Annotated in this window: 20 protein-coding genes; 12 read left to right on the plus strand and 8 right to left on the minus strand. The window is 68.2% G+C overall.

The genetic code is table 11. The annotated features are described in order from the left end of the window. The first annotated feature begins 16 nt into the window (after window positions 1-16). Together ACZ5VQ_RS18340 and ACZ5VQ_RS18345 are read left to right on the plus strand one after the other, a co-directional pair. Window positions 17-1,876, plus strand: a complete 1,860-nt coding sequence (locus ACZ5VQ_RS18340; RefSeq protein ID WP_469105813.1) for a DNA/RNA helicase domain-containing protein — start codon at window positions 17-19, stop codon at window positions 1,874-1,876. Next, window positions 1,873-2,130 (plus strand): hypothetical protein, encoded by a 258-nt coding sequence (locus ACZ5VQ_RS18345; RefSeq protein WP_469105783.1) that lies wholly within the window; start codon window positions 1,873-1,875, stop codon window positions 2,128-2,130. The genes ACZ5VQ_RS18340 and ACZ5VQ_RS18345 overlap by 4 nt, the downstream gene beginning before the upstream one ends. 58 nt (window positions 2,131-2,188) lie before the next feature. Here the strand turns inward: ACZ5VQ_RS18345 and ACZ5VQ_RS18350 are convergent, their stop codons facing one another. The 5 genes from ACZ5VQ_RS18350 to ACZ5VQ_RS18370 all read right to left on the minus strand — a co-directional run bounded on the left by ACZ5VQ_RS18350 (window position 2,189) and on the right by ACZ5VQ_RS18370 (window position 6,654). Next, window positions 2,189-2,791, minus strand: coding sequence for a hypothetical protein (locus ACZ5VQ_RS18350; RefSeq protein ID WP_469105814.1), 603 nt, complete (start codon window positions 2,789-2,791; stop codon window positions 2,189-2,191). 43 nt (window positions 2,792-2,834) lie between these two features. Further along, entirely contained in the window at window positions 2,835-3,236 is a 402-nt protein-coding gene (locus tag ACZ5VQ_RS18355; protein ID WP_469105784.1) for a hypothetical protein, read from the minus strand. Between the two features lie 28 nt (window positions 3,237-3,264). Then, window positions 3,265-4,842, minus strand: coding sequence for a putative T7SS-secreted protein (locus ACZ5VQ_RS18360; protein WP_469105785.1), 1,578 nt, complete (start codon window positions 4,840-4,842; stop codon window positions 3,265-3,267). 85 nt (window positions 4,843-4,927) lie between these two features. Further along, entirely contained in the window at window positions 4,928-6,001 is a 1,074-nt protein-coding gene (locus ACZ5VQ_RS18365; RefSeq protein ID WP_469105786.1) for a hypothetical protein, read from the minus strand. Continuing rightward, a complete protein-coding gene (locus tag ACZ5VQ_RS18370; protein ID WP_469105787.1) occupies window positions 6,001-6,654 on the minus strand; it encodes a hypothetical protein in 654 nt (217 codons plus the stop codon). Before ACZ5VQ_RS18370 ends, ACZ5VQ_RS18365 begins: the two co-directional genes overlap by 1 nt. A 527-nt stretch (window positions 6,655-7,181) precedes the next feature. Here ACZ5VQ_RS18370 and ACZ5VQ_RS18375 point away from each other — a divergent pair. From ACZ5VQ_RS18375 to ACZ5VQ_RS18385, 3 genes are all read left to right on the plus strand, one after another. After that, a complete protein-coding gene (locus ACZ5VQ_RS18375; RefSeq protein WP_469105788.1) occupies window positions 7,182-7,334 on the plus strand; it encodes a hypothetical protein in 153 nt (50 codons plus the stop codon). Between the two features lie 327 nt (window positions 7,335-7,661). After that, complete coding sequence (locus tag ACZ5VQ_RS18380; RefSeq protein ID WP_469105789.1) at window positions 7,662-8,144, plus strand: hemerythrin domain-containing protein; 483 nt, start codon at window positions 7,662-7,664, stop codon at window positions 8,142-8,144. A gap of 151 nt (window positions 8,145-8,295) precedes the next feature. Next, window positions 8,296-8,784, plus strand: coding sequence for a MarR family winged helix-turn-helix transcriptional regulator (locus tag ACZ5VQ_RS18385; RefSeq protein ID WP_359847628.1), 489 nt, complete (start codon window positions 8,296-8,298; stop codon window positions 8,782-8,784). Here the strand turns inward: ACZ5VQ_RS18385 and cofC are convergent. After that, complete coding sequence (cofC, locus tag ACZ5VQ_RS18390; RefSeq protein ID WP_469105790.1) at window positions 8,754-9,458, minus strand: 2-phospho-L-lactate guanylyltransferase; 705 nt, start codon at window positions 9,456-9,458, stop codon at window positions 8,754-8,756. The genes ACZ5VQ_RS18385 and cofC overlap by 31 nt on opposite strands. Before the next feature lie 13 nt (window positions 9,459-9,471). Then, complete coding sequence (locus tag ACZ5VQ_RS18395; RefSeq protein WP_469105791.1) at window positions 9,472-9,990, minus strand: nuclear transport factor 2 family protein; 519 nt, start codon at window positions 9,988-9,990, stop codon at window positions 9,472-9,474. A 122-nt stretch (window positions 9,991-10,112) separates the two neighbouring features. Between ACZ5VQ_RS18395 and ACZ5VQ_RS18400 the strand changes: the two genes are divergently transcribed. After that, a complete protein-coding gene (locus ACZ5VQ_RS18400) occupies window positions 10,113-10,367 on the plus strand; it encodes an acyl carrier protein (protein ID WP_055613729.1) in 255 nt (84 codons plus the stop codon). On the opposite strand, the gene ACZ5VQ_RS18405 is transcribed toward ACZ5VQ_RS18400, so the two are convergent. Next, a complete protein-coding gene (locus tag ACZ5VQ_RS18405) occupies window positions 10,349-11,557 on the minus strand; it encodes an acyltransferase domain-containing protein (RefSeq protein ID WP_469105792.1) in 1,209 nt (402 codons plus the stop codon). The genes ACZ5VQ_RS18400 and ACZ5VQ_RS18405 overlap by 19 nt on opposite strands. 176 nt (window positions 11,558-11,733) lie before the next feature. Here ACZ5VQ_RS18405 and ACZ5VQ_RS18410 point away from each other — a divergent pair, with 176 nt between their 5' ends. The 6 genes from ACZ5VQ_RS18410 (at window position 11,734) to ACZ5VQ_RS18435 (ending at window position 17,439) form a co-directional block, all read left to right on the plus strand. Further along, window positions 11,734-12,999 (plus strand): beta-ketoacyl-[acyl-carrier-protein] synthase family protein, encoded by a 1,266-nt coding sequence (locus ACZ5VQ_RS18410; RefSeq protein ID WP_266740359.1) that lies wholly within the window; start codon window positions 11,734-11,736, stop codon window positions 12,997-12,999. Next, the gene (locus ACZ5VQ_RS18415) at window positions 12,996-14,285 is read left to right on the plus strand and encodes a ketosynthase chain-length factor (protein ID WP_469105793.1); all 1,290 of its coding nucleotides are present in this window, start codon (window positions 12,996-12,998) and stop codon (window positions 14,283-14,285) included. Before ACZ5VQ_RS18410 ends, ACZ5VQ_RS18415 begins: the two co-directional genes overlap by 4 nt. Before the next feature lie 89 nt (window positions 14,286-14,374). After that, window positions 14,375-14,629, plus strand: a complete 255-nt coding sequence (locus ACZ5VQ_RS18420; RefSeq protein ID WP_362075067.1) for an acyl carrier protein — start codon at window positions 14,375-14,377, stop codon at window positions 14,627-14,629. 18 nt (window positions 14,630-14,647) lie between these two features. Continuing rightward, window positions 14,648-15,439 carry an SDR family NAD(P)-dependent oxidoreductase gene (locus ACZ5VQ_RS18425; RefSeq protein WP_469105794.1) on the plus strand — a complete coding sequence of 264 codons (792 nt, stop codon included), beginning with the start codon at window positions 14,648-14,650 and terminating at the stop codon, window positions 15,437-15,439. Between the two features lie 57 nt (window positions 15,440-15,496). After that, on the plus strand, window positions 15,497-16,492 hold the full coding sequence (locus ACZ5VQ_RS18430; protein ID WP_469105795.1) for an aromatase/cyclase: 996 nt from the start codon (window positions 15,497-15,499) through the stop codon (window positions 16,490-16,492). After that, window positions 16,489-17,439 (plus strand): MBL fold metallo-hydrolase, encoded by a 951-nt coding sequence (locus tag ACZ5VQ_RS18435; protein ID WP_469105796.1) that lies wholly within the window; start codon window positions 16,489-16,491, stop codon window positions 17,437-17,439. The genes ACZ5VQ_RS18430 and ACZ5VQ_RS18435 overlap by 4 nt, the downstream gene beginning before the upstream one ends. The last annotated feature ends 151 nt before the right edge of the window (window positions 17,440-17,590 follow it).

Raw genomic sequence — 17,590 nt, forward strand, 5'->3', positions numbered from 1 at the left:
CGTGCCTCTTCTTCGCATGTCCGCACGTGCGCTGTTCGATCAGTGCAGTGATGGAGCCCTCTTCGAGCGGCTCACCCATAAGTACCGCTCGGTGCTTTTCCAGCACCCTTCGTCCAGTGAACGCCGCTCATGGGAGAACAGTCTCCCGGCCCTGGCAGAGGTTCTGTGCGACGCGGGGCTGGATGACATCGAGGTGCTGATCGAGCAGCGATTACCCCTTACCAGCCTGCGCGCAGATATTGTCCTTGCCGGCTCCCATCCCAGGACGGGCAGACCGTCCTACGTCATCGTCGAGCTCAAGCAATGGAGCGAAGCGCGCCTCGTTCCTGGCACTGACAATTTATGTTTAGTAGCGAGAATGGGAAATCGGCCGGCTCTGCATCCCGTGGCCCAGGTGCGCCGCTACTGCGACTACCTGCAGGACTTCACCAATGTGCTGAGCGATCAGGAAGACGCAGTCGCCGGCGTGGCCTATCTGCACTACGCAGTCGATCGGGATGTCAGTGAACTACTAAGATTACCCGACGCGAGGGCGCAACTCTTCACGGATACATCCCGCGGAGAACTTATCAAGTATCTGCAGACCCGCCTTTCTGCCCTGGATGGCTCATCAGAGGCTGATTATCTTCTGAACAGTCCCCGTGCTCCCGGTCGTCAACTAATGCGTGCCGCTGCTGCCGAGATAATTGACGGAGGTGAGTTCCTCCTGATGGATGAGCAAGAGGTGGCGGCTCGTTTGGTGAAGCGGGCGGCGGACCTGTCGCGACAGTCTGACCAAAAGGAAGTCATAGTGATATCCGGGGGTCCTGGTTCGGGTAAGAGCATCATTGCGCTGCACCTGATGGGGCACCTCGGGAGGAACGGGCGAAGCGTTGTCCACGCCACCGGATCCAAGTCCTTCACCACCACTCTCCGGCACGTCGTCGGCACTAAGAACGGCCGAATTCCAAAGCTCTTCCGTTATTTCTTTGACTTCACAAGTGCTGAACGAAACGGGCTGGACGTCTTGATCTGTGATGAAGCCCATCGTATTCGCCGGCGGTCATCGAGGCAGGGCGCGTACGCCGGGCATCGCAGCGGTCGAAGCCAAGTGGAGGAACTCATCGACGCAGCCAGGGTCCCCGTCTTTCTGATCGACGAGCATCAGGTCGTGAGGCCCGGGGAGATGGGAAGTGTCGAGACCATCGACGAGGCTGCTCACACGCGCGGGTGCATTGTTCGCCATGTCGATCTCAACAGCCAGTTCCGGTGCGGCGGGAGCCGTGCCTACGAACATTGGGTCCTCCGTCTCCTCGGCCTTGAGCCCGGTGGTCCGATTCAGTGGCAGCCCGAGGAAGATTTCGAGTTGCTCGTCGCCGAATCGCCCCAAGGGATGGAGAGCTACCTACGCGGCCGACAGGAATCCGGCTACACCTCTCGTATGACGGCAGGATTCTGCTGGCAGTGGAGCGACCCGCGGATTGACGGAAGCCTCGTCGACGACGTGGTTATTGGGGAATGGTGCAGGCCCTGGAACCTTAGAGGTGAGCAGCCTGTAGGAGGGGCACCCGTTTCCTCGCTGTGGGCCACTGATCCGTCAGGCTTCGGGCAGATCGGGTGCATTTACACGGCCCAAGGATTCGAGTACGCCTGGAACGGAATGATCTTCGGTCCCGACCTGGTGTGGCGCGGAAATGAGTGGCGTGCCGTTCCTGGAGAGAGCAAGGACCTCGCCGTGAAAAAGGCGGAGCCAGAAGCCTTCGGTCGCCTTATTCGAAATACCTACAAAGTGCTACTCACGCGGGGGATGGTCGGTACCGTACTCTACTCAACCGATCCCGAGACTCGGGCCATGCTGGCTGGCCTGGTCCCGGCTGGGATAAAGCAGAGCCCGTGAGTGGGGGACCTTCGCCACCCACTTGGTTCGCCGGTCCCCCCAAAGAGCCAGGTGACGCCTACCTGCGCATAGGAGAGCTGCTGCATCGGTATCGCACGGCAACGGGCAAGTGGACGTGTGGGGTCATTGGTGTCGAACAGGCGGCGGGGCTGTCGGCGGCGGAGCTGTTCCGAGCTGCCGAGCTGGCGCCCGTGCAGACGGGCGTCATTCCCGCCCAGCAACATCCCACCGCCCTCGCCGTGGCCGAGCCGTGAAACCTACTGAGCGGGCCTTTGGCCGCTGTTGCCTCTGCTCCTGTCGTTGCGCGTGCACCTATACGAAGCGGAACGTGCCAGTCACGGCATCGAAGATGTCGTGGAATGCCTCGGCCAGGTCCAGGACCGGGCTGGCCCCGGAGACGAGGGCGACCTGATCGGCGGCTCCGGGGACGGGGATGTACGTCTGGGTCAAGGCCATGCGCAGGGTGCGGCTGTCATCCTTCGCGACGGGTACGTCCTCGACGCCGAACGTGCGGGCAGCGGGGCCGACTTCGGGGATGTCGACGGTCGTCACCTTTCGCCAGGCGTCGCCCTCGCGGCGGGGCTTGATCGCACGAAGGCTCTTGGCGATGGCGCGCGGGTCGGTAGAGAGAGTCACTCCCTGCTTGGTCTTCGACCCCAGCACGCTCACGGTAACGGTCGCGGACAGCGGCACGCCGTCGAAGTTCTCCGCCATACAGCCCATGTAGATTGCGCCGGAGTCGTGGGCATCCTTGGCCATCTTGCGGAGCATGTTCGTCAAGTCGGCCCGGTACGGCGCGAGTTCGGGTGTCTCGTGGGTCCGCTCATCGACGAGGGAGCGGATCGTCGATTCACGCCCCTCGGGGCGGATGTCGAACTCCCACCAGGACTCCGGTACCGACAGGGCGATTCCAATGGGCGTGCCACCGATATCGGCCGATCCGGTCTCTGTCGTCGGCTCACTGGTTCCGGAAGTCAATTCCTGTCACTTCCTCAAGAATGGTGAACAAGGTGTCTTCGTCGAGCTGTGGAACGACATAGTTGAGGTCTCTGATCCTCCGTAGAAATTCCTCCGGAAGGGCGAGATGGTATTCGGTGACATAGTGAGGGAGGTCATATCGCCAGACCCACTCCCCATCCGTCTTGAGGGAGGCCCCTCCTGCGATCAGAAACCCTTCTGCCGAAAGGACATCGGCTTCGGCGCCCATCTCGCTGAAGATGTCGGCCCCATTTACGAGGTACGCGGCGATCTCGTTCTCGTCGGTTTCTCCGCTCTTTCGTACGAACCCATGGATGGATTCTTCGTTCTTGATCCCCCACTGAGCTGGCTGCTCTCGGAAGAATCCAACTGTCCGAATCATTGAATTTCCTTGCACCTAGGGTGATTCGTCACATAATCGGCAGAAAGGTTCGCCAGGTTCCGTTGCCGCGGATGGTCGGGGTGAAGGGGCCGTTGCCTATAGGGGGAACTCCTACGGCATTGGTGGGTGCCCGCACTGTGGTTCCGAGTATGTTCGCCATCTCTTGAGCGGGGGCGATTCCGTTGGGGGGTATTGCGCCAGAATGGCAGGATAGCAAGCGTACCGGGCCCCCATCGTACCCAGGCGACCTGCGGATGGCGTCCGCGACCTGGTTGGGGTTGACTGTTTCGCCGGCTGCCCTGAAGCCGGACAGGTTCTCGTTTCCGGCCAAGAACGTTCCGTCCCGCTTTCCGTGAATAACCGCGTCGTGATGCCCGGGCAGTCGCTCCGCCACTTCGAAGTTCCGCAGGGTGGCACCGTCGTAGCCAATCGCTGAAATTCTGTCCCCGTGGTAGATCGGCATTCCTGAGTGTAGGGCGTCGTCACCAGGGTGCTTGGGCGGTGCGGGGATCTTGGAGCCGGTTCGTTCGGGATGCCCTTTACCCATGGTCCGCAGGAAAAGGGATTTGAGGCCCTGGCCGCCATTTCTGATGCCATTGGCAAGATTCTTCAGACCGCCGCCGATGCCGCCCATGAAGCCGGCTCCGAGGGCTTTCAGCCCGCCCGCTTTCCAGAGCTTGCCCAGCTTTGCCAGGCTGGTGAAGCCCTTGGCGGCTGGGATGCAGTCCAGCGCGGCCCAGAGAAGATCGCCCCACCCCGCCTCTCCGTTGAGGACCTTTCTTAACGTGTCCGCCAGCACCACCAGTGCTGCCGCGAAGACGAGCCATCCCAGAGGGCCGCCGACGATCATCACGATGATGCCGACGACCATGACGACCCACTTGCAGACCGTGACGATTTCGTCCCAGTTGTCGGAGACCCAGTCGCCGACCTCTTCCCACCAGTGGCGGTTGGTGATGCCGGCGTCGGAGGCTTCCTCGAGCTTCTTGATCGTGCGCCGGGCAGCTTCCTCGCGCAGGCCCTTCGCCTGGTTGGCGAGCCTCTTGGCCGCGTCCAGGGCGTTCTGCGCGGCGTCGACGTCCCGCTGGGCGGACGCCTGCTGCGTCTCGGCGTGCTGCGCGTTGCGGGTGGCCCGGCGGACCTCGGCCTCGTCCGGCTTGGGCACGTTCTTGCCGGGGTTCTTGTCCGGGTCGTACGAGTCGGTCTTCGCGGTGGCCGTGCGGACCCAGTCGTTCGCGCCTGTCAGCGCGGTCTTCGCGGTGGAGAGGTCATCGCGGGCGGCGCGGCCGTCGCGCAGGGCCTTGTCCGCCTTCGTCTGGGCGTCCTCCAGGTCCGGCCAGTAGGAAGCCAGGGCGTCGCCCGCGAGGTCGTAGGACTTCTTGAGCTTCTTCAGCTTGCCCGGGACATCCTTGAACTCCGCGGTGAAGACCTCAGCAGTCTTGCCTGCCCAGGCGAGGATCGCGTCCTCATTCGCCATGCCCTTGACGTCCCGCAGGACCTGGCCGACGTCGTCGGCGAAGTCGTGCAGATTGCCTGCGAGTTTGCGCACTCGCTGGGGATCGCCCGGCGTCGGGTCCTTGTCCAGGTCGAGTATGTGCCAGTCCATCGGCCTGTGCGACATACGGTTCCCCCCGTTTTGCTGTTTGTCGGGACGCGCGCAGGCGTCAGCGGACAGTGGTTGTTCAGCGTGTTCAGCGGTTGATGGACTGGATCTCTTGGACGTTCATGTTCTGAGTGGTCTCGAAGGTGCCGTTCGGCAGGTCGCCCTGAGCGCCGCCGGAGCCTTCCCAGGAGATCTCCCAGGTGATCGACGCCTTCAGCTGGTACGGTGCCCCGCTGCTCGCCCGCAGATAAGTAATGCCGCACGGCGGCGTCTTGCCGGAGTTTCCCTTGGAGTACGGAGTCCCGATCGAGCCGTCCCTGCCGATCTCGCAGTCGCCGGAGGCGGGGTACGTCTCGGCGTCCTCGGCACCGGGCTCCAGATGCAGGGCGACCGGCTTGGCAGTGGTTTCAGCCCACACGCCGGTGTTCGGGAGCTCGGCGCGGACCTTGACCTCCTGGAAGGTTCCCTTGTCCAGCCATGCCCAAGTGGGCAGGTTCACCGTGGACTTGCCTTCCGGCTTCAGCTCGACCTCGGTCTGGGGAACCTTGATCTGGTCGTAGGCGTATGCCGCCAGGACGTCGGGAGTGGGCGCGTGCTCGTCGTCGGGCAGGGTGTTGGCGTTCTGCCAGAACAGGTTGCGCTCGCAGTCGTACGACTCGGGGTCGTTCTCCCTGCTCTTGTTGATGACTCCGCGCCAGAACATTCCGTTCTGGCCGACGTTGTAGTCCTCGTAGCCTTCTCCGCCACCGGGCTGCGCCTCACCCTTCTCGTAGTGGCTCACCATCAGGTCCTCGCCCCAGCTGAGCGATGGGGTGACGCGCACCAGGTCTCCGCCTTTCTTGAGCCGGTCCACGCCGGTTTTCAGCTGTTGGGGCGTGGCCACCGGCTCGTACCAGCACGCCGGTGGTTCCCAGTTGGGGTCGACCGGGGCGAGTGCCTTGGGGGAGTTGCCCGATGCGCCGCCGTTGACCTGCGTGACCTTGATGCTGGTGGCGGTGGCCGTGGCGTTCAGAATGTTGTCGGAGGCGCCACCGGAAGGGCGACCCGAAGGGGGTGGCGACTGGTTGTCCTTGTCTCCGATGGCGAAGGCCGCCGTGGAGGAGAAGGCGAGGGCACAGACCGATGCGGTGAGGAGGACGCCCGCCTTCGCTGCGGACCGCATCAGCTGCACGCTCCCGGAACCGTCGTCAGGGCCACGGTCTTCCAGACCCCCTGCGAGGTCTTGTCCAACCGGGCGCGGTACTGAATCACCGAGTCGGGCTCATCAGGGGTGGCTGTGACCTTGCCGGTCTTGCGGTTCTTCGTGGACGCTCCGCGCTCGTCGACGCAGTAGAACAGCACACCCGAACCGGTGTCGTTGATGTGGACCTGGGGATCGAAGACGAGGACCTTGCCGATCAGGCTGTCGTCATCGTCGACGAACTGCTTGATCCACTTGCGAGCAGACGTGAGGGTGGCTTCCGAGTTGTAGAACGACACCGCGTCCGAGTCCGGGTCCGACTCGATGACCGCCGCGTACTTCGACTTCAGCTCCTCCCCTCCGTCATTGAGGATCGCCTGCAGCTTCGGGTTGCTGTTCGTCCAGCCCTCGAAGTTCGCCTGGAAGGACCTGGGGAGCGTGATCCCGGGACGGTCGACGCCACCACTGGAGGCCGGGGCCGAAGCTGACGGAGAAGAACTGCTGTTCCCTCCCTGACCCGCTCCCTTGATCTTGTCCGAGGACGAGTCGTCGCCCCCTCCTGAGCCACATGCGGTCAGCAGCAGAACCGCTGTCGCGGTGAGTGAGGCGGCAGAGGGCAGGGCGAGGCGGTTCACTTATTGCTCCCGGTGGGGCGAGGGCGTCTCGAAGCAGTCGACGTTACTCAAGAGGCCCATGATCTCGCCAGCGTGAACTGCGCCATGAGCAGGCCGTGTAGGCGTGGAGTGGATCACGCGGCGGCCTGTGGGGACAGGAAGAGAGCTGAGCGGGCTGGCGCGATAACAACGCCGGCATGTTGGGTTGCCCCGCCCTTGAGAATGACCATGGTCGGGATCGGGGTACGGAATGCGGTGCTGGCGGCAGCCCATCATCGACGCCTGGGGAGCACTCTCGAACAAACCGGCCGTCCAGACCGCAGCAGAGGGTCGGCCGTCGCGTCAGCCCAGCCCATGGCTGCGTCATGGGTACGTACCGGAGTCGGAGCGGTGACGCATGGCGGCGTACACGGTGCCAGCTGCCTATGACAGCAACCAGGCCGCCGCCCCTGCTCGGCGCGGACGGTGACGGCCCTCGCGAGCACGGAAAAGTGTCCCTGATCGTCGACCAGGCGCTGAGCCACCTTCTCGCACGCTGAGCGCTTGCGGTGCTGCGAGGCGACACCGTCTACCTGCTCGTATGCTCCCGCACCAAGAGCCGGACAGTGCTGAAGACGATCGACCCGGGCTTCAACTTCCCGGTGCTGCCGGACGGAGCGCTCGACGACGGCTACCCGAACCGCGTACACGTGGCCTGCTAGACCGGGCTCGCGATGAGTTCGGCCGCTCGGCCTGGAAGTTCCGGTGGTCCAGGGCCGGTCGTGCCGCCGCCGGGCAGGACGACCACCGGCGGGCTGCTGCTGCCCTTTGGCTCAGTCAGGACGAACTCGCCGAGTTCAACAGCGAGATGCGTACGGCCGTCGCGTCCAGGATGGACAACGAACCCGCACCGGACCGCTCCCTCTGTCCCGCTCGTGGCCCGCTAGGGGCAGACGGGTCGGGCAGTTGAGTGATTGACGGCAGTCCGGGCGCCTCTGTAATCTCAAGGTGAGTTTGCTTTGAAAACAAACTGTTTCTGGAGGGCCTCCATGCCAGTTCCTCAGCACATCGACAGCCAAGCCGCCGGGCGGCAGTTGCTCGTCGGGCACCGGGAACTGCGCGCGCAGCTCGCGGCGTTGCGGACCGCGCTCGACGAGGAGGGCGGGCTCACCGCGGCCGTGGGTGGGGACGGCGACGGTGTCTCCCTCGTGCAGCAGTTACGCGCCCGCTGCCTGGAGTACTGCCTCGGGCTTCACCACCACCACACCATGGAGGACGGCGCCTTCCCCGTCTTCGAGCAGCGTTATCCCGAGATCGCCCCCGTTATTGAGCGGTTGAGGGAAGAGCACCGGCAGGTGGCCGCGGGGCTCGACCGGCTCACCAAGCTTGTGGAGAGCGACGACGGGCAGGACCTGACCTGGCTGCGGGCGGAGCTGGAGCGGACCGTGGCGGGCATCGAGGAGCATTTCGTCTACGAGGAGACCTACCTGCTGCCCGCCCTGGGGGTGACCCCGCCCGGCTCCACCTCCTAGGACGGTGCCGCACCCGGCCCACCTCGTAGGACAGTGTTGGGCCCGGCCCACCTCCTAGGACGGCGCCGCACCACGGTCCGGTACCGTCCCCACCTCGTACGACACCCCCGCCCCACCGTCCGGTACCGTGGCGGACCTGGAGGTCGAAGCGATGTCAGAGGAGACGGAGCCGGAGGCGGAGGCGGGTAGTCGTCTCAGCGCCGAAGAGGCGGTTCGGGCCATGCTGGTCACGTTGCCGCGGTTGGTCTCCCGTGCCAAGCGCACCCCCGTGCCCGAGCAGTTGCGCTCGTTGCGGCTGGCGCCCCGGCATCTCTCCCTGCTGTCTTGCCTCATCTTCGACGGGCCCACGTCCGTCAAGGACCTCGCCGCTCGGTTGGAGGTCGCGCCGACCACGGTCAGTCTGATGGTCAGCGATCTGCAGCGTGAGGGGGTCGTGGAGCGTCGCTCCGATCCTGACGACCGCAGGCGCAGCATCGTCTCGCTGACCGAGGACCCCACCACCCGCGCGGCCGTCGACGCCTGGCTGGCCAGCGGGGCCAGGGCCTGGCGCAAGGTCTTCGACGATCTCAGTCCGCAGGAGCGCGCGACATTTGTGCATGCCATCCAGCGTTACGAGGAAGCCGTCGCCGAAGCACCCTGAACGTCCTGAACGCCCTCGACGCCCTGAAATCCTTCCACGGGGTCCGCCGCCACCGGGAACCTCGCCTTTCGCAGGCGGAACAGCGCCGCCGTGTACGGCCCCACCCCTCGCAGCGCCACCCGCGCCAGGTCCTCCGGGGTGTCCACGTCGAGCCGGATGCCGCAGTCGCTCGGCATGTCGACGGGGAACGCCCCGAGTGAGGCGTGCCGGTGCGCGGAGTCCGTGCCGAAGGCGGGAGCGAGGCCGGCGGTGGTGAGCGCGGTCAGGACGGTGGTTCCCTCGTCGGTGTGGTCGGCGACGAAGGCCCGATCATGACTCCGTGCCGCGCGCAGGACATGCTCCAGTTCGCGTGGACGCAGGCCCGGCAGGTCGGCGGTGAGTGCCGCCACCGGCCCCTCGGGGCCCACCGAGCGGCACTTGGCGGCCCCCAGGCGTATGGCGTCGTTGAGGTCGGGATCGGGTGCGTCCGGGCAGACCAGCGCGCCCAGGGTGCGGGCCTGTGAGGCGGCCAGGGGGTCGGCCGTCACCACCACGACCGTACGGACGCCTTCGGTGTTCCGTACCGCCCACAGTGTGTCCAGGAAGAAGGCGTGGGCCAGTTCCTGGCGCCACGGGCCCAGCCCCGCCGCGAGCCGGCTCTTGGCCCTGCTGAACGACTTGACCGGGAGCACCACCGACCACACGTGCTCAGCCCTGCGTCCGGGCGCGCACCACGAGGTCGTCCCGCTCGATGACCCGGGACCGGCTGCGCAGCACACCAGACACCCGGACCAGGGTGTCCCGGACGAAGCAGGTCGGCTCCACCAGGACGGCACCCTGTGCGGAAGTGACCGTCACCGTCGCGTAGTAGCTGGTGGACACCGTGCCGTCGTCGGCCTCCTCGACCGTCAGCATGTCGAACCAGTGCCGGGGCTGCGCGCCGTCGAACCTGCCCGCCGCCGCCCGCGCGCCCGCTTCGATCGCCTCGGGGCCGGTGAGTACGGTGCCGCCCGCGAGACGGAACTCCGCGCCCGCGACGAACGTGGCGGCGAAACCGCCGAAGTCGTCCCCGTCCATCCGGTGCATCTGCCGGGCGTAGAACTGTGTCACCTCCACGTACAGCTCGGGGGAGGGGAGCTTGGGAGCGTTCTTCGTCGTTGCGTCAGTGACCGTCGTCTCGTCAGTGGTCATCGTCTCGTCAGTGGTCGTCGTCTCGTCAGTCGTCATGGTGGTGATGCTGTGGGCGCCTACTGGAGGCAGGATCGAGCGGCGGCTGAGCCGACGGCGTCCCGCCTGCCATCGAGCCGGTCTCCAGTAGCCGTCGAGTGCGACCGCACAGGGTGTGCCGCATGGCTGAATTCACCATCACCGAGTTCCAGAGCGTCGTGAACGCCTGCTTCGACGGAGCCACCAGTGAGGAGATCAAGGATTCCACGCTGCACACCGAGTTCACCGACCTCGGTTTCGACTCGCTCACCGTGTACGAGATCGTGACCCGTATCCAGGACGACTTCAAGGTCAGCGTGCCTGACGAACAGCTCGACGAACTCACCACTCCCGCCGCCCTCATCCAGTACGTCCAAGGTCAGCTCACCACTGTGTGATCCCCTGTGTGATCCCGCTGTTCCCCCAGCCGGTGCAACGCCTCGGCGAAGACCCGCGCGTCGGCCGGGCCACCGGCGTCCCGGCCGACGGCCAGCAGGGGGACCACCTCGCTGGCGCCGTCCCGCACCGCGGGGTGGTGCCGGGCGGGGGCGCTCAGGCTCCGGTCCGCGGAGCCGTCGAGCAGCAGCAGCCCCGGCCGCCTCCCCAAGGTGTCCAGCAGTTCCCGCAGGGCCGGCCAGTACCGCACCGGGGCGGCCAACTGCCCGCCCCAGAAGTGCGGATCCTGCGCCTGCTCCGCCGTCACCGCGACCCCGGTGCGGCTGGACACCACCGTGCCGGCGCCGCCCCGCGGGACACGCGGCCCGAAACCCGCCAGTGCCTCACCGAAGCGCAGCGCGGCTCCTTCCATGGCGGGGCTGTGGAAGGCGTGCCCCGAACGCAGCGCGCGCACCAGGAACCCGCGGTCCCGCAGCCGTTGCTCCACGGCGGCCAGCGCCTCCCTCGGGCCCGCCAGCACCGTCTGACGCGGCCCGTTGAGCGCCGCGACGGCCACCCCGGCGAAGGCCGTCCCGGCAGCCACCCTCGCGACGGCCGCCCTGTCGGCCACCCTCGCGTCGGCCACCCCGGCCGCGGTCACCCCCGCGACAGCCACCCCGTCGGCCGTCCCCGACCCGGTCACCCCGTCGGCTCCGACGGCCATCCCCTCGGCAGAACCGCTGAGTTCCGCCCCTTCGTCGAAACCCCCAAGCTCTTCTGCCAGTTGCCCCTCCGACGCCGCCACCGCGAGCATCCCGCCGTACCCCGTACCCTCCAGCGCCCGGGAGCGGGCGGCGGCCAGCGCGCCGATGTCCGCCGGGTCGAAGACGCCCACGAGGCAGGCCGCCGCCAGCTCGCCCACGCTGTGCCCGAGCAGCAGCGCGGGAGGTTCCGCCGCCGTGCCCACCGCACGTCCCAGTGCGTGGCCCACGGCGAGCAGCAGCGGCTGGGCCACCGCCGACTCGTCCAGCTCCGGGTTGGGCGCGGGGCGCAACCACGCCGACCGCAGCCCTGCCCCCGTCGTGCCGAGCCGGCCGAAGAACTCGTCCATGGGCGCGGTGAACTCCTCCCACGCGCCGTACAGTCCGGCGGCCATGCGTTCCCGCTGCGCACCCTGTCCGGGCAGCAGCAGCACTGTTCGACGGCGCTCCACGGGACCTCCCTCACCTCGGCCCCCGGCACCTCCGGCGGGCGGGCCGAGCCTGTCCGACCCGTCTCGACCTGGAGTGGACCACCGCTGGACCGGCGAGACGGGGCCGCCAGTCGAATTCGAGCCGTGGTCAAGGGGTTGCGCCGACAGTCGAAGACAGCCGAACGAGGGGCAGGACAGTGAACCGAAGTGTCGCAATCACCGGGATAGGCGTTGTCGCGCCGGGTGGGGTGGGCAAGAAGGCGTTCTGGGATCTCCTGGTCTCGGGCCGCACCGCCACCCGCACCATCTCCTTCTTCGACCCCTCCCGCTTCCGCTCCCAGGTCGCCGCCGAAGTCGACTTCGATCCGCAGCGGTCCGGGCTCAGCCCGCGGGAGGCGAGGCGGCTGGACCGGGCCGCGCAGTTCGCCGTAGTCAGCGCCAGGGAGTGCATGGCGGACAGCGGCCTCGAATTCGTGGAACTCGATCCGCACCGCACCGGGGTGAGCGTCGGCAGCGCCGTCGGCGGCACCACGGGACTGGAACGCGAATACCTCGTCCTCAGCGACAGCGGCCGGCTGTGGGAGGTGGACAGCGACTACGTCTCGCCCCACCTCTTCGACGCCTTCGTGCCCAGTTCCCTGGCGGCCGAGGTGGCCTGGACCGTGGGCGCCGAAGGCCCCGCCACGGTCGTCTCCACCGGCTGCACCTCCGGCCTTGACTCCGTGGGCTACGCGCGTGACCTCATCGCCGAGGGCACCGTCGACGTCATGATCGCCGGGGCGGCCGACACCCCGATCTCGCCGATCGCCGTCTCCTGCTTCGACGCGATCAAGGCCACCACCCCCCGCAACGACGACCCCGAGCACGCCTCCCGGCCCTTCGACCGCACCCGCAACGGCTTCGTACTCGCCGAGGGCGCCGCGATGTTCGTCCTGGAGGAGCTGGAGCACGCGCGGGCCCGGGGCGCCCATGTCTACGGGGTCATCGGCGGCTATGCCACCCGCTGCAACGCGTACCACATGACGGGTCTGCGGCCGGACGGCCACGAGATGGCCGAGGCCATCCGGCACTCACTGGACCAGGCGCGGCTCAACCCCGACCTCGTCGACTACGTCAACGCGCACGGCTCGGGCACCAAGCAGAACGACCGGCACGAGACCGCCGCCTTCAAGGAGACCCTCGGGCAGCACGCCTACGAGGTGCCGATCAGCTCCATCAAATCCATGGTCGGGCACTCACTGGGTGCCATCGGCTCCATCGAGATCGCCGCCTGCGCGCTGGCCATGGAGAACGGCGCCGTTCCCCCCACGGCCAACCTTCACGAGCCCGATCCCGAATGCGACCTGGACTACGTGCCGAACGAGGCCCGGGAGCACGGCGTGGACGCCGTTCTCAGCGTGGGCAGCGGCTTCGGCGGCTTCCAGTCCGCCATGGTCATCACCCGAGAGGAAACCACGCGATGACACTGGCCACTCCCGCGGCCCAGGAGACCCCTGAGCGCACCGGGCGGCCGACCGCCGTCATCACCGGCATCGGCGTCGCCGCCCCCAACGGCCTCGGCACCGAGCAGTGGTGGCAGTCCACGCTGCAAGGCACGAGCGGTATCGGGCCGGTCGTCGACTACGACGCCTCCCGCTACCCGTCCCGGCTGGTCGGGCGGATCGCCGGGTTCGAGGCGGCCGAGCACATCCCGGGACGGCTGCTGCCGCAGACCGACCGGGTGACCCGGCTCGCCCTCGTCGCGGGCGCCGAGGCACTCGCCGACGCCGACGCCAACCCCGCCGAACTGGCGGAACAGGACGAATACGGCGAGTACGGCTGCGGCGTGGTCACCTCCAACGCCACCGGCGGATTCGAGTTCACCCACCGGGAGATCCGCAAACTGTGGACCCAGGGCCCGCAGCAGGTCAGCGTCTACGAGTCCTTCGCCTGGTTCTACGCGGTCAACACCGGCCAGCTCTCCATCCGCCACAAACTGCGCGGACCCAGTGGCGTCCTCGTCTCCGAACAGGCGGGCGGCCTCGATGCCATCGGCCAGTCCCGCCGCACGCTGCGACAGGGCGTCAAGCTCTCGCTGACCGGCGGCATGGACTCCTCCCTCGACCCCTGGGGGCTGGTCTCCCACCTCGCGAGCGGCCGACTCTCCCGCTCCGACGACCCCGCCACCGCCTACCTGCCCTTCGACACCCGCGCCGCCGGTCAAGTACCGGGCGAGGGGGGCGCGATGCTCGTACTCGAAGAGGAGACGGCGGCCCGTGCGCGCGGCGCCCGGGTGTACGGCGAGATCGCCGGATACGCGGCCACCTTCTCGCCCCGGCCTGGTTCCGGACGCCCGCCCGGTCTCGAACGCGCCGCACGGCTCGCCCTCGCCGACGGCGGGCTGGGCGTCGAGGACGTGGACGTGGTCTTCGCCGACGCCGCGGGACTGCCCACGGCCGACGACGAAGAGGCCGCGGCACTGCGCGCCCTCTTCGGCCCCTACGGTGTGCCGGTCACCGCCCCCAAGACCCTCACGGGCCGGCTGTTCGGCGGTGGGGCCCCGCTCGACGTGGCCGCGGCGCTGCTCGCCCTGCGCGACGGTGTCATCCCGCCCACCGCGGGCATCGACCGCCCCGTTCCCGAGCACCGGCTCGACCTGGTGCGCGCCACCCCCCGCCACACACCGCTGCGCACCGCCCTGGTGCTGGCGCGAGGTCACGGCGGCTTCAACGCCGCCGTGGTGGTCCGTTCGCCCGAGGCCGCCGCCTGACCTCCGACTCCACAGCCATCCCCATCTCACCTACATCCCCACCCCACCCCACCCCACCCCATCCGATCCGTACGCGAGGAGTTCACCTCATGACCATCACCCTCGACGACCTGGTTCTCGTGCTCACCGAGTGCGCCGGCGCCGACGACGACATCACGCTCAACGGCCAGAACCTGGACCTGCCCTTCACCGACCTCGGTTACGACTCGCTGGCGCTGCTGGAGACGGCGGCCCTGATGAAGCACCGGTTCGGGGTCGAGCTCACCGACGAGGAGGTCACCGGGATAGAGACGCCCCGGGAGTTCCTCGACCGGGTCAACCACGCCGCGGCCCAGGCCGCCTGAGAGAACGGGCCCGACACCATGGAGCAGGTACAGGCCCCCCGGGGCACTGCCGTCGTCACCGGAGCGACCCGGGGCATCGGACGGTCCGTCGCGGCCTCCCTGGGCGCGCTCGGACACCCCGTCTACCTCTGCGCCCGGGACGAGGAAGCCCTCACCCAGACCGTCAAGGAGCTCCGGGAGAGCGGTGTGACGGCCGACGGAACCGTGTGCGACGTGACCTCGGCCGAGAGCGTGCAGCAGTTCGTCCAGGCCGCCGTCGACCGGTTCGGTCCGGTGGAGGTCCTGGTGAACAATGCCGGGCGCAGCGGCGGCGGCGTCACCGCGGAGATCCCCGACGAGCTCTGGTTCGACGTCATCAACACCAACCTCAACAGCGTCTTCCTGGTCACCAAGCAGGTGCTGACCACCGGCCGGATGCGTGAGCTGAAGCGCGCCAGGATCGTCAGCATCGCCTCCACGGGCGGAAAGCAGGGCGTCGTGTTCGGGGCGCCGTACTCGGCCTCCAAGCACGGCGTGGTCGGGTTCACCAAGGCCCTCGGCCTTGAGCTGGCCAAGAGCGGAATCACCGTCAACGCGGTCTGCCCCGGCTATGTGGAGACGCCCATGGCGGGCAACGTGCGTCAGCACTACGCCCGTATCTGGAACACCACCGAGGACGAGGTCCTCGAACGGTTCAACGCCAAGATCCCCCTCGGCCGCTACACCGACCCCGACGAGGTCGCCGCCATGGTGGCGTATCTGGTCTCGGACGCGGCGGCGGCCGTCACCGCGCAGGCGATCAACGTCTGCGGCGGTCTCGGAAACTACTGAGCCGCCTCGCACATCACTGGGATCTCGCACGCCACTGACATTGAGGAGAACCACCGCGTGGACACGGAGACGTACGAGAGGACCGCGGACAGCCCCACCCGCAGCGCCGAGCACGTGACCGAGCTGGCCGCGTCGGCCCGCCGCGCCTACGCGCTCATCGAGGACGTCGGCCGCTGGCCGCTGCTCTTCGCGCCCTGCATCTGGTCCCAGGAACTGGAACGCACCGGCGACGTCCAGCGCATCAGGCTCTGGGCGGTCGTCGGCAACGGGGTGCGCAGCTGGACCTCGCGGCGGGTGCTCGACCCGGCGGGCAACCGGATCGACTTCGCACAGGAGACCCCGGCCGCGCCGCTCACGGAGATGTCGGGGCACTGGCGGTTCCAGGACGCCTCGCCCGGCAGCCCCGGGCGGCTGGAACTGGGGCACCGGTGGACCACCGAAGGCGATCCGGGCGCGGCCGACCGCATCGCCGCCGCGCTGGACTCCAACAGCACCGTCGAGATCGGGGCGCTCCGGTCCTGGGCCGAACGCCCCGAGGAGCCGGACGAGTTGATCCTGACCTTCAGCGACGACGAACTCATAGCCGCGCCGGCCGCGGAGGTCTACGACTTCCTGTACCGCGCCGATCTGTGGCCCGAGCGGCTGCCGCACGTGGCCGGGCTCGACCTGGAGACCGTCCCGGCGGAGGCCGCCACCGCGGGCGCGGAGGTACAGACCATGGACATGGAGACCTCCGCCGCGGACGGCAGCAAGCACACCACCCAGTCGGTGCGGCTGTGCTTCGAGGGCGAGCGGATCGTCTACAAGCAGACCACCCCGCCGCGCGGACTGCTGGCCCACTCCGGGGAGTGGCTCTTCAGCAGCGGTCCCGAGGGCACCCTGGTCACCGCCCGGCACACGGTGGCCCTCGATCCCGCCGCGGTGGAGAGCGTCTTCGGACCGGGCACCACCATCGCCCAGGCCCTTCTCAAAGCCCGGGACATCATCGGCGCCAACAGCCGGGGCACCCTTCGGACGGCCCGGAGCCATCTCGGTCAGGGGGCCGCCGAGTGAGTGGTCGTACCGTGACCGGGGCCCGGATCGCCACCCCGGGAAGGCTGGAAGAGCTGGCGGACGGCGTGTTCGCGTACATCCAGCCCGACGGCGGATGGTGCGTCAGCAACGCGGGCATCCTGCTGGAACCGGGGCGGGGCGGTGGGCCCGTGCTGGTGGACACGGCCGCCACCCAGGAGCGGGCCCGCGCCATGCGGACCGCCCTCGCCGGGCTCACGCCCGAGTCCCCCCGGCTGATCATCAACACCCACTTCCACGGCGACCACACCTTCGGCAACGCCGTACTGGCGGGCCCGGGAACCGTCGTCGTCGCGCACGAGCGCACCCGTACGGAGATGGCGGCCGCCGGACTCGGTCTGACCGCGCTGTGGCCCGACGTCGAGTGGGGCGGCATCGAGTTGATGCTGCCCGACCTGACGTATCGCCAGGGGCTCACCCTCCACCAGGGGGAGCGCCGGATCGAGCTGATCCATCCGGGCCCCGCGCACACCACCAACGACACGCTGGTGTGGCTGCCCGAGGAGCGCGTGCTGTTCGCCGGCGACGTCGTGCTTCCCGGCTGTACGCCGTTCGTGCTGATGGGCTCGGTCGCCGGGTCCCTCGCCACCCTGGAACTCCTGCGGAAGCTGGACCCGCTGACCGTCGTCGGCGGCCACGGACCCGTCAGCGGCCCCGAGGCGCTGACACAGACCGAGGAGTACTTCCACTGGCTGACGGAGCGGGCCGCCGAGGGCAGGGCGGCGGGGCTCACCCCCCTCCAACTCGCCCGCGAGACGGGGCCCGGTCCGTACGGCGACCTGCGCGACCCCGAGCGGTTGGTGGCCAACCTGCACCGGGCCTACGCGGAACTGGCCGGCGGAGAGCTCGGCAGCGCCCTCGACGTCGTGTCGGTCTTCGGCGAGATGGTCGAGTACAACGGGGGTGTACTTCCCGTCTCCCATGCCTGAGGGCCGTCCTGGCAGAACACTCGGCGCGGGGGGGGGGGGGGGGGCCCCCCCCCCCCCCCCCCCACCCCCCCCCCCCCCCCCCCTCCGCAAATAAACAGGCCGCCCCCCCCCCCAAAGCAGGAAACCCCCCTCCCGTATTTTCGTGCTTTGT

It is taken from the genome of Streptomyces sp. NPDC033178, assembly GCF_055577685.1.